Consider the following 12575-nt stretch of genomic DNA (forward strand, 5'->3'; position numbering starts at 1 on the left):
AATGACGAATTCTAATTTTTTTCCTTTTATCACCGGTACTAAGTGGTAACCTAATCATGTCAGACCTGACTAAATTTTTATCTGAGTCCCTGATGGTTTGGTTAATCATTCAAGTAGGTTTAACTCTAATATTTTTATGGTATCTAGAAACCTACAAACAACCATCGGATAGTGAACTACCAAAAACGGCAGTAATTTTATGTTTACGTGGGGCTGATCCTTTTTTACCTCACTGCGTGCGATCGCTATTGAATCAAAACTATCCCGAGTATGACCTGAAGTTAATTATAGATAGTAGGGAAGATCCAGCGTTTAAAATTGTTCAAGAAGTAATCAATGAAACAGGGGCAAAAAATATTGAAGTTAGCATTTTGAAGACAGTGCGTCATAACTGTAGTCTTAAATGTAGTGCTTTAATACAGGGGGTTTCAGATTTAGATGAATCATATCAGGTAGTGGCATTAGTAGATGCTGACACCATAGTTCATAGTAACTGGTTAAAAGAATTGGTCATTCCGCTGATGGATGGAACAACAGGAGTAACCACAGGAAACCGGTGGTATGTACCCACAGGAAAATATTGGGGTTCCCTAGTACGTTACACAGGGAATATTTCTACCGTCATACAAATGTTTCTGTTTCAAATTCCTTGGGGTGGTAGTTTAGCAATCAAAAAAAGCGTTATTCAAGAAACCCAACTAATAGAGAAGTGGGGACAAGTACTTGGTGATGACATACCAATGCATAAAATCCTCCAAAAACAGGGATGGAAAATTAAATTTATTCCTTCTGCGCTAATTATCAACCGAGAAGAAATTAACTTATCTGAGTTACTTCCCTCTCTACAACGTCTAATACTTTGTTCTCGACTTTATCACCCTAAGTGGTTAGCATTAATCTGTGAAGCTGTTTCTAGCATAGTTTTTCCTGGGCTGACACTTTTATTAACTCTAGGAATGTTACTAGTAACTGAAGGAGAAAAAGTATTGTCTTTACTGCAATCCTATAGCCTTTATATCCTGGGACTGCTCCTGCTGATTTTAGTCACACAGAGGAGGGTTGAAAAAATAATTTATCAGCAGCAACAACCAATTACTGAAATTTCACTAACCACCATTATTAAAATGTTGATTGCCATTCCTTTAACCCAGTTACTTTATGGTTTAGCAATCCTATCTTCCATATCCACATCAACCCTAACCTGGCGTGGAATCACTTATAAAATCAATGATAAGGGAAATATTAACTTAGTTGGATATCATCCTTATCAATGGTTAGATCAACCGACCGATCCAAAAATGTCTCTCTAATTTTATTGATTTTCTTATTTCTAGTATCCTTGTTGGGTAATTGTGTTAATTATCCGCTGGATTAACTGAGGTCTGTCAATGCGTAAATCCTAATTAATTCAACTTTCTTACCCAAACAGAGGAATTGAACATGGAAAAGAAACCCTTGCGTATTGCCTTATTCACCGGTTTATATGCTCCTTTTTTAACGGGAGTATCTGTTGCTGTACACCAGCGCGTTCATTGGTTACTAGAACAAGGACATGAAGTTTTTCTGATTCATCCACAAATTAATAAGCAATATAGTCAACAAGTTGGCAATCGTCCCATGTTAGGATTATCAGAACTGCAAATTTTTTCTAACTTCTCTTCCTATGCTTTTCCTACCCAACCACTAATTTTTTATAAATCCCTACCACAACCTTTAAATTATCGTCATTGGAACGATACTAAACTTTTAGAAAACTTTCAACCTGATATTATTGTTGTGGAGGAAGCAGCCCAGATGAGAGGGCTATATTCTATTTTTCTACAAGGTTATGGTAGAGCAGTAGGAGTTGACTATGCCAAACGTACTAAAACCCCTATTATCTCCGTTTTTCACACGGATATAGTTGCCTATATTAAATACTATTTAGGCGACATTTTATTCAGACTAACGAGTCCGATAATTCCTCTACTAGTCAGACAATTTAGCGATCAATATACCCTCAACATATTTCCTTCTAGAGAGCAACTGAAAAAGTACCAAAAACTGCAATGCCAAAGATGTGAATATGTCCCTTACCAGGGAATTAACTGTGAAAAATTTCATCCTCGTAACATTTGTCATGACCCAATCCCCAATGATAAAAGACCAACTATTTTATTTGTAGGACGGATCACTGCTGAAAAGAATGTGACTCAAATTTTAGAAGCCTATCCCTTAATTGCAGCTAAAATTCCCGATGTACATTTAGTCATAGTTGGTAGTGGTCCCTTAGATCAAGAAATTCGCCATCGCGCCCAAAAATTTGCTGATGGTGTGACAATTTGGGGTGAATCTCATGGCACAGAACTTTTAGGATGGTTTGCTAGAGCAGATGTTTTTATTAACCCGTCAGTTACAGAAAACTTCTGCACTACTAATAACGAAGCTTTAGCTTCTGGAACACCAGTAGTAGCAGTTATGGCTCCCTCTACTGCTGAACAAGTAATTATTGGTTATAATGGACTACTTGCACAACCTAATAATCCCAAAGATTTTGCCGACAAAATAGTAACAATCCTGCAAAATCCCGATCTTAAAAATCAATTGTCTAGGCAAGCTCGCCCCTCAATTTTACAATTTGATTGGTCAAATTGCAGTCAAAAATTTGAGGATAAATTATATGAGTTAGTAAATGTAAATGAGATGGAATTCTTCTAAGTGGGTGAGTGGAATTAGATATAAGATCAACGTAGGTTGGGTTGAAGTATGAAACCCAACACCACGTCCTACAAATAATTGTGCCTCCCTACTTAGTTGGGGAAGGTATGGTAGTAGGGTGATCAGGGGTTTCCTGTAAGAAATCTAGATCACTCTATTAAATCAAATGGAAATCAAACAGCAGAAATGTCAATTAACCAACGTACTGTCTGGGGGAAAATAATGACAATTAACAACACAATAAACTGTAAGACCATAAAAGGAATAGCACTTTTGTGAATATCAAAAGTGCTAACTTCTTTAGGTGCAACACTTTGTAGATAAAACAAAGAAAATCCCACAGGTGGAGAAATAAAGGCCGTTTGTAAATTAATTGCCATCACCACACCAAACCATACCATATCAATATTTAAAGCTTGAGCTGCAGGTACAAATAAAGGCATGGCAATAAAGCAAATTTCCATGAACTCCAGAAAAACTCCCAGGGCAAAAATTGCCAAGTTACTGACAATTAAAAATCCCCAATAACCTCCGGGTAAACCTGTCAAAAGTTCAGTAATTAAAGTTTTACCCCCCAGAGCATCAAATACTAAACTAAACATGGATGAAGCAAATAAAATCATCACCACTAAAGCGGTAATAACTGCCGTGGAGTGAGCAGAATCACGAACTAATTGAGGTGTTAACCGTTTATTGAAAGCGGCCAGCAAAGAAGCACCAACAGCACCAACAGCACCAGCTTCTGTAGGCGTAGCAATGCCAAAGAAAATACTCCCTAAAACAGCAAAAATCAATAAAATTGGGGGGATAACAGCCTTGATGACTTTTTTGAGTAACTTAGTACCTGTAAGAATTTCCACATTAGCAGGAATATTCGGAACTTTGTCTGGCTGAAAAAAAGCTAGTGCCAGAATATAGAGAATATAAGAACCAGATAACATTAAACCTGGAATTAAAGCCCCTAAAAATAAATCTCCTACCGACACACCAATTTGGTCACTGAGAATTACGAGTACTAAACTGGGGGGAATTAGCTGGGCCAAAGTACCCGATGCAATAATTACTCCAGCAGCTAGTTTCTTATCATAACCATAGCGAATCATCACCGGTAAGGATAACATTCCCATGACAATTACTGTAGCAGCTACAACTCCTGTCGTCGCTGCTAGAATAGTTCCTACTAAAACAACTGCTAGGGCTAAACCACCTCGTATACGACTAAATAAAATACCTACAGTTTCTAATAATTCCTCGGCTAAACCTGACTTTTCTAAAATAGCACCTAGAAACACAAAAAATGGAATAGCCAGGAGGGTGAAATTGGACATAGTGCCAAACCAAATATTTGGCAATGATAACAAACGTGCAGGGTTAAAAGCTCCGACTGTCATACCAATGATACCAAAAACAACTGCTGTTCCTGCAAAGGAAAAGGCAACCGGGTATCCAGTCATTAAAATTATAAAAAAGCCCAGAAACATCAAAATAGATAACCATTCAAAACCCATAAATCACCTGATAAATTACTAACACTTTAAGAATTATTGAAGATTGACTATTCAATTTTGATATTTTCTGAAGTTTCTAGTCGAACTTTTTCTGATACCTGTTCATAGCCTAGGAGTATGGCCAAATATTTAATGGCTTGAGAAATACTCTGTAAAAGGAGAAACAATAATCCCAGGGGAAGCATAGTTTTAATGGGTGCGCGAGGTAACCCATTAGCATCGGAAGAAACTTCCCAACTTCCCCAATTACCATCACTTAATCTCCCCCAGGACTGTAAGACCGGATTAAATGTGACCCAAATACCAATTAAACAGAAGGGAATTAAAAATAATACTGTTCCCCAAAAATCAATCAATGCTCTTTTCTTCTCATTCATATTAGTATACAAAAAATCTACTCGAACATTGTCTCCATGACGTAAAATATAGGCAAAGCCAAGTAAAAATGTCATAGAAAATAAATACCATTGCAGTTCTAAAAGCGCGTTCGAAGATAATTGTACTCCTAAAAAGCGTCCTAAATAGCGAGCAAACACGTTAAAAAAACCCACTCCAATGGTGATTAAAACCAGCCAATTGCAAAACCATCCCAATTTATCCGTATATTTATCAATAAACTCGGAAATCCTTAATAATCTGCTAATAAATAGCCATTTTCTGGATTCGTGCATCATGATTTCACTCACAAATAATTTCCCCACACTACACTAAACTAGGACTGATAGAAGATATTATAGAAATTTCGTTATACTTCTTTATACTTATTTTTAATTATTCATATTTTTTCCCTAAACAATATGGTAGAGTGTGGTGGTATTTTCAGCTCAATGGCAAATACTTTTTAAAAATTATCCAAGTCAGGTTTTATTTATGAAACGTCGAGACCTTGTTACGAGATTATCTCAAAGTGCCATTGGCGCTACAGGGGTAGCAATTGTTGGAGGTTGTCAAAAAGCTCAAAACCAAGAAGCAAGTGGATTTAATACAGATAAACTACCAACGGTAAAGTGGCAAATGGCCACCAGTTGGCCTTTGTCCTTAGAAATTATTTTTGGTGGAGCACAGGTTTTAGCTGATAGGGTAAAAGCCCTTACTAATGGGAAATTTATCATAGAACCTCGTCCCGCTGGAGACATAGCTCCTGGTTTGGAAGTGTTGAACGTGGTTTCCCAGGGTGCGGTACAGTCAGGACATACGGGATCCTACTACTATATTGGCAAAACCCCAGCCCTAGCTTTTGGTACATCAGTACCTTTTGGATTGAATGCACAACAGCAAAATGCCTGGTTATACGAAGGTGGCGGTCTAGCTAAATTACAAGAGCTTTACGCCCGTAAATTCAATGTCATTCAATTTCCTGCTGGTAACACAGGTACACAGATGGGGGGGTGGTTTCGCCGAGAAATCAAAACCATTAATGATCTAAAAGGATTGAAAATGCGTATTCCTGGTTTAGGTGGACAGGTAATGGCTAAACTGGGGGTGACAGTACAAAATGTTCCTGGGGGGGAGATATTTCAGGCATTACAAACTGGTGCTATTGATGCTGCTGAGTGGGTAGGACCCTACGACGACGAGAAGTTGGGTTTAAATAAAGTTGCTAAGTATTACTATTATCCCGGTTGGTGGGAACCAGGTCCAACTTTAGAAGTGCAAATTAATTTAGATGAGTGGAAGAAATTACCACCTCAATATCAAGCAGCTTTAGAAACCGCAGCATATCAATCCAACCTAACAATGTTGGCTCGTTACGATGCCAAAAATAATCAAGCACTAGAAAGATTGTTAAAGGGTGGTACGGAGGTTCGTGCTTACAGTCAGGAGATTTTAGCAGTTGCGGAAAAAGAATCTTTTGCCCTGTATGATGAATTTGCTGCCAAAGATGCGGATTTCAAGGCCATTTATGACGAGTGGAAGCCTTTTAGGGATCGAGTTTATGCTTGGAACAATTTAAATGAGGGCAGTTTTAGTCGTTATGTTTATAGTAAGCTTAAAAGCTAATCAACAGTAATTAGTGTTAAGATATGCACGATATTTTCTTTCATCTTTGGGTAGCTTTGCCGGAAGCTATGATACAATCGTGCTTTCTGGCTTACCAGAATTGACCGATGGGATGGTTAATCAATTTTAATCCTTTTGATTAGCTGTAAAATTGCACAAGTCTGGATTATGCCACAATAGCAAAAAAAAACATTAGGAGTTTTATTTGTGGAGTCCAAAACATTATACGACCCAGCAGCAATTGAAGAAAAATGGCAACAGTTATGGTCAGAACTAGGTTTGGATAAAACACCTCAAGACAAAAACCAACCAAAATTCTACGCCCTTTCTATGTTCCCCTACCCTTCAGGTAGCTTGCATATGGGTCATGTGCGTAACTACACGATTACAGATGTGATCGCTCGCCTGAAAAGAATGCAAGGGTATCGTGTATTACATCCAATGGGTTGGGATGCCTTTGGATTGCCAGCAGAAAATGCAGCTATTGATAGGGGTGTTCCTCCAGCGAAGTGGACATACCAAAATATTGACCAGATGAGACAACAATTAAAACGTCTGGGTTTATCCTTAGACTGGGAAGCTGAAGTTGCTACTTGCTCATCCGATTATTATCGCTGGACACAATGGATTTTTCTGCAATTTTTAGCAGCTGGTTTAGCCTATCAAAAAGAGGCGGCTGTTAATTGGGATCCTATAGACCAAACTGTATTAGCTAATGAACAAGTAGATGCTGAAGGAAGATCTTGGCGTAGTGGTGCGATCGTAGAACGTAAGATGTTGCGTCAATGGTTTCTCAAAATTACAGCCTATGCGGAGGAACTATTAAATGATCTAGAACATTTACCCGGTTGGCCCGAACGGGTAAAGATAATGCAGGCCAACTGGATTGGCAAATCTACAGGTGCATATTTAGAATTTCCTATTGTGGGGTTAAGGGAAAAAATTGGTGTTTATACCACTCGTCCCGATACGGTTTATGGAGTGAGTTATATTGTATTAGCTCCCGAGCACCCCTTAACTAAAATGGTAACCAATGCGGAACAAAAAGCAGCGGTGGAAGCGTTTATTGCAGAAGTAAGTAGTCAAAGTGAGTTAGAAAGGACTGCAGAGGACAAACCTAAGCGGGGTATTCCTACTGGTGGGAAGGCTATCAACCCTTTCACCCAACAGGAAGTACCCATCTGGATTGCCGACTACGTACTTTATGAGTATGGGACTGGTGCGGTGATGGGTGTACCTGCTCATGATGCACGGGATTTCAAATTTGCCCGGGAGCAAAATTTAGAGATTAAGGTAGTAATTGTACCAGAAATTGGTAATCAGGAAACCCTAACTAAAGCCTATACAGAAGGGGGAGTTTTAGTTAACTCCGGTCAGTTTAATGGCATGAATTCAGCAGACGGCAAAAAGGCAATTATTGAATATGCTCAAGAGCAGGGTTTTGGTAGCCAGAAAGTTCAATATCGCCTACGAGATTGGTTAATTTCTCGTCAACGTTATTGGGGTGCGCCTATTCCAGTGATTCATTGTCCTGAATGTGGTATGGTTCCAGTACCAGAAGCGGATTTACCCGTAGAATTACCAGAAGAATTGGAATTTACCGGTCGTGGTGGATCGCCCTTAGCTCAGTTAGAAAGTTGGTTGAATGTACCCTGTCCTAATTGTGGTACTCCAGCCAAAAGAGAGACGGACACTATGGATACTTTTATCGATTCTTCTTGGTATTTCTTACGTTATACTGATGCCAAAAATGCCCAACAAATTTTTGATAGCAGTCGGGTAAATGATTGGATGCCAGTGGATCAATATGTGGGTGGTATTGAGCATGCCATTTTGCATTTGTTGTATTCTCGTTTCTTCACCAAGGTGTTAAGAGATAGGGGTTTATTGAATTTTGATGAACCATTTCAAAGGTTATTAACCCAGGGAATGGTACAGGGTTTAACATATATGAACCCCAACAAAAGTGGTAAAGACAAATGGGTTCCTTCCCATTTAGTTGATGCTAATCATCCTGTGGATCCTCAAACAAGGGAACCTTTACAACGTGTTTATGCAACCATGTCTAAATCAAAAGGTAATGGGGTAGCACCAGAAGACGTAATTTCTAAGTATGGTGTTGACACAGCGCGGATGTTTATTTTATTCAAAGCACCACCTGAGAAAGATTTGGAATGGGATGAAGCTGATGTTGAAGGACAATTTCGATTTTTAAATCGTGTTTGGAGATTGGTGAATGATTATGCCAATATGGGAGTCTGTGGAAAAAAAGTTGATTTAGAGAAATTGACAAAGGAAGAGAAAGATTTAAGAAGGACAACTCACTTAGCTATTAAAGCAATTACGGAAGATGTAGAAGACGAATATCAGTTTAACACAGCAATTTCAGAACTCATGAAATTGAGCAATGCTCTCACTGATGGAAAATGTCATAATTCACCAATTTATGCAGAAGGGATTAAAAATTTAGTGATTATGTTAGCTCCTTTTGCACCCCATATTGCTGATGAGTTATGGAGTTCACTGGGGAATAAGGGTTCAGTACATCAGCAAGGTTGGCCAAGTTTTGACCCAGGAGCTTTGATAGCTGATGAAATTACCCTAGTAATTCAAATTATGGGGAAAACCCGTGGTGCAATTCAAGTTCCTTCCCAAATAGATAAAATGGCCTTGGAAAAATATGCGCGGGAATCAGAGGTGGCAAAACGTTATATTGAGGGGAAAGAAGTCAAAAAGGTCATTGTTGTTCCCGGTAAGCTGGTGAATTTTGTCCTAGACCAGAAGGAATAGCTGGGGTCACCTTTTAATTGGGTGGGTGGAATTAAACATAATATGAACGTAGGTTGGGTTGAAGTATGAAACCCAACACCTGCATGGGTTAAGCCACCACTAACCCATCCTACAAATAATTGTGCCTCCCTACTTAATTGGGAAAATAGTCAGCATCTAGGATTTGTTCTGGGGTAAAGGGACATTCACAGGGAAAAGTGTTATGGGAAAGATTAGTTTCATTAACAGTGGCCCGAACAGCTTTTTGATAACAATTGGACAAAATTGTTTGCAAGTAAGGTTTTAAACTGGGACTATCTTTCAGAATTAATTCCAATTGTTCTCTTTGTTCATCAATAGTATTCAACCAGCTAGAAGTTCTTTTTTGGGGCTGATATTTCCATTTTAATAGGTGCAAGACTAATATTTTCAAACGACTGAACGTTTCCCGTTTTTCACTATTCCCCATGGATTTGATTTCTTCGATTAAGTTTTCTCGGTCTAGGTTGGTTAGGTCTCCATTTTGAAGGGAATTGATAGTTTGTTCTATCCAAAGATGAAAGTCTTTTTCATAGAGGGTTTGAATAGTCATTTATAATCCTTTTTCGTCCTTACACTTAGTAATTTGTACGCTGATTCTACCACTAAAGTCAGGAATAGGTGCTGTAGGTTTAATAACCGTAACTTGCACCTGACTAATCATATCATTGTACTCAAGAATCTCATGAGCAATAGCTCCCGCTAAACGCTCCAACAAATCAAAACTAGACGCTTTTACCAAATTTTGTACCAAATCAATCACACTGCGGTAGTCCACAGTATGATGTATATTATCAGTAACCGCAGCTTGGGAAAGATCCATCCACAATTTTAAATCCACCTCAAACCATTGTCCTAAAATCTTTTCTTCTGGTAAGTACCCAATATAGCCATAACTGCGAATACCTGTTAAATTAATACAGTCCATAAAAATCTTCCGGTTCTAGAATTCCTTTAATGCACTTGGTTTTTAAAAATGTCAATCAGTTGTGGTCCTATGTGGTAGTCTCCACCCTAAAGCATTTGGGGTTAGATTTTGCTGTTTTATGTCCTGGTTCCCGTTCCACTCCCTTAACTTTGGCATTTTGTCAAGAAGGATCAGATATTGAACCTATACCAATTCTGGACGAACGTTCAGGGGCTTTTTTTGCCCTGGGAAGGGCGAAAGCTACGAGAAAACCCGTAGTGCTAGTGTGCACTTCTGGAACAGCGGGGGCAAATTTTTACCCTGCAGTAATCGAAGCCAAGGAAAGTTGTGTACCCCTGTTACTCCTAACTGCTGATAGACCACCAGAATTACGAGATTGTCATTCTGGACAAACTATTGACCAGGTCAAATTATATGGTAATTATCCCAATTGGCAAACGGAGTTAGCAACTCCCCTTGCTGAAATACAAATGTTAGGTTATTTGCGACAAACCATAATTCATGCTTGGAAACGTTGTCAGTTTCCTAGGGGAGGAGTTGTACACTTGAATATACCCTTTCGTGATCCTCTTGCACCAGTTGCTGATGGAACTGATTTTATATTGGACACAGAAGAATTTTTCAGGGGAATCATTCCCACCCCCTTACCAACTGTCAATTACCCATTACCCTTAGAATGGAAAAAATATGAACGGGGTATTATTATTGCAGGAGTAGCACAACCTCAAGACCCGGAAAAATATTGTCAGGCCATTTCTTGTCTTTCTCGAACCTTACAATGGCCAGTTCTCGCAGAAGGACTTTCTCCGGTGAGGAATTACGCGGATTTATGTCCTTATTTAATTTCCACATACGATCTGATTTTACGTAATCCACAACTGCGTCAGGAATTAACTCCACAAATAATAATTCAAATTGGGGAAATGCCCACTAGCAAAGAATTACGCCATTGGTTAGTGGATGTCAATGCTCAGCGTTTTGTCATTGATAATTCTTTTGAAAATATAGACCCCCTGCATGGAAAAACGGTACACCTGAAAATATCTGTAGAGGATTTAGACTTTGGGGGAGTGTGGCATAGCATGGCGAGTTTATGTTCACAACAGTATTTACAACAATGGTGTGCCATGGAAGCAGCAGTGAGAAAAAATATTGATGATATGTTTTTAAAAACTGAAGAGTTAACCGAAAGCAAAGCTGCTTGGTTGATTTCTCAGCTACTCCCAGAAAACACTCCATTATTTATTGCTAATAGTATGCCAGTACGGGATGTAGAATTCTTTTGGAAACCCAACAGTTTAAGAATCAAACCCTACTTTAATCGAGGTGCTAATGGTATTGACGGTAGTCTTTCCACCGCTTTGGGAATAGTCCATCAACATCACACAAGTCTTGGTGGTGTAATGCTCACAGGAGACCTAGCTCTATTACATGACACCAATGGTTTTTTGCTCAGAAATAAGTTCCTAGGACATTTGACCATCGTGTTAATCAATAATAATGGTGGTGGTATTTTTGAAATGTTGCCCATTGCCAATTTTGATCCGCCCTTTGAAGATTTTTTTGCCACCCCCCAAAATATTAACTTTGCCGATTTGTGTGTTACCTATGGTGTTGACTATGAACTAATTAGTTCTTGGCATCAGTTAGAAGAAAGATTGAGAATTTTGCCCAGTCAGGGAATTAGGGTTTTAGAAATTCCCACCAACAGAAAAAGGGATGCTCAATGGAGAAAGCAGTGTTTAGGAAAAATGTCCTTGCTTTAGTATTTATCTTTCATTCCCCGAATTTTAGCGAAGGTTTGTATGGGGTCACTACTGTTGACAGCTAATTGTAATGAGGGTTGATCCCAACGTAAAAAGGGATTTGTTAATTTTTCTGTACCCAGGAGAGAGGGAACTGTAGGTTGCTGAAGTTGACGAAGAGCTGTTACTTCTGTCAAACGTTTTTGTAATTCTTGGTTTTCACTATCTACTGTTAGCGCAAAGCGTAGGTTATTCCAGGTGTACTCATGGGCGCACCAAACCCGGGTGTTATCAGGTAAAGCTCTCAGTTGAGTCAAAGACTCCACCATTTGTGCTGGTGTACCTTCAAATAGACGACCACAACCACCAGCAAAAAGAGTGTCACCACAAAATAACTCTCCTGTGTCACCGGGTGTGACAGGGGGGAAATAATAGGCAATATGAGCACGAGTATGACCAGGTATAAATAATACTATTGCCTGGCGATCGCCAAATTTAACAATATCATTTGCTTGTAGGAACACCTGCTGTCCAGGAATTCTTCCTCGGTCTTGAATACCAGCATATATGGTCACCTGGGGAAATTTTTCAATTAATTTCTGATTACCTCCCACATGGTCATGATGATGATGGGTATTAAAAATAGCGACCAAATTGCATTGTAATTCTGTAAGTTTTTCCATAACCGGTTCTGGTTGAGCGGGATCGACAACAGCAGCAATATTATGATATGAATCGTATAGGAGAAATATATAGTTATCAGACAGTGCTGATAATTGAATGATTTGCATTATTTTTACCTCATTTATATAAATAAAAATTATCAAATCTCTCTACTTTAAGAAGAGAGATTTAACAAAGATTCTTGAGTAAGTGGGTGAGTGGAAT

At 38.8% G+C, this 12575-nt stretch carries 10 protein-coding genes; 5 read left to right on the plus strand and 5 right to left on the minus strand.

Annotated elements, in window-relative coordinates:
- Positions 1-56: 56 nt before the first annotated feature.
- Together C6N34_RS10260 and C6N34_RS10265 are read left to right on the plus strand one after the other, a co-directional pair.
- Positions 57-1310, plus strand: coding sequence for a glycosyltransferase (locus C6N34_RS10260; RefSeq protein ID WP_115539048.1), 1254 nt, complete (start codon positions 57-59; stop codon positions 1308-1310).
- 130 nt (positions 1311-1440) lie between these two features.
- The gene (locus C6N34_RS10265; protein ID WP_057177852.1) at positions 1441-2697 is read left to right on the plus strand and encodes a glycosyltransferase family 4 protein; all 1257 of its coding nucleotides are present in this window, start codon (positions 1441-1443) and stop codon (positions 2695-2697) included.
- Positions 2698-2870: 173 nt separating this feature from the next.
- On the opposite strand, the gene C6N34_RS10270 is transcribed toward C6N34_RS10265, so the two are convergent.
- On the minus strand, positions 2871-4205 hold the full coding sequence (locus C6N34_RS10270; RefSeq protein ID WP_057177853.1) for a TRAP transporter large permease: 1335 nt from the start codon (positions 4203-4205) through the stop codon (positions 2871-2873).
- Positions 4206-4252: 47 nt separating this feature from the next.
- The gene (locus C6N34_RS10275; RefSeq protein ID WP_082604665.1) at positions 4253-4879 is read right to left on the minus strand and encodes a TRAP transporter small permease subunit; all 627 of its coding nucleotides are present in this window, start codon (positions 4877-4879) and stop codon (positions 4253-4255) included.
- A 196-nt stretch (positions 4880-5075) separates the two neighbouring features.
- Here C6N34_RS10275 and C6N34_RS10280 point away from each other — a divergent pair, with 196 nt between their 5' ends.
- Positions 5076-6206, plus strand: a complete 1131-nt coding sequence (locus tag C6N34_RS10280; RefSeq protein WP_057177872.1) for a TRAP transporter substrate-binding protein — start codon at positions 5076-5078, stop codon at positions 6204-6206.
- A gap of 207 nt (positions 6207-6413) precedes the next feature.
- On the plus strand, positions 6414-8996 hold the full coding sequence (leuS, locus tag C6N34_RS10285; protein WP_115539047.1) for a leucine--tRNA ligase: 2583 nt from the start codon (positions 6414-6416) through the stop codon (positions 8994-8996).
- A gap of 133 nt (positions 8997-9129) precedes the next feature.
- Here leuS and C6N34_RS10290 read toward each other — a convergent pair whose 3' ends face one another.
- Positions 9130-9567: a DUF29 domain-containing protein gene (locus C6N34_RS10290; protein WP_057177856.1), complete on the minus strand. Its 438-nt coding sequence runs from the start codon at positions 9565-9567 to the stop codon at positions 9130-9132.
- Positions 9568-9942: a dihydroneopterin aldolase gene (folB, locus tag C6N34_RS10295; protein WP_057177857.1), complete on the minus strand. Its 375-nt coding sequence runs from the start codon at positions 9940-9942 to the stop codon at positions 9568-9570. It lies immediately after the preceding gene.
- Between the two features lie 29 nt (positions 9943-9971).
- Here folB and menD point away from each other — a divergent pair, with 29 nt between their 5' ends.
- The gene (gene menD, locus C6N34_RS10300; protein ID WP_115539046.1) at positions 9972-11708 is read left to right on the plus strand and encodes a 2-succinyl-5-enolpyruvyl-6-hydroxy-3-cyclohexene-1-carboxylic-acid synthase; all 1737 of its coding nucleotides are present in this window, start codon (positions 9972-9974) and stop codon (positions 11706-11708) included.
- Here the strand turns inward: menD and gloB are convergent.
- Positions 11705-12478 carry a hydroxyacylglutathione hydrolase gene (gloB, locus tag C6N34_RS10305; protein WP_057177859.1) on the minus strand — a complete coding sequence of 258 codons (774 nt, stop codon included), beginning with the start codon at positions 12476-12478 and terminating at the stop codon, positions 11705-11707. The two genes, menD and gloB, sit on opposite strands and share 4 nt — an antisense overlap.
- Positions 12479-12575: the final 97 nt, after the last annotated feature.

Source organism: Cylindrospermopsis raciborskii Cr2010 (assembly GCF_003367075.2).
GTDB lineage: Bacteria > Cyanobacteriota > Cyanobacteriia > Cyanobacteriales > Nostocaceae > Raphidiopsis > Raphidiopsis raciborskii.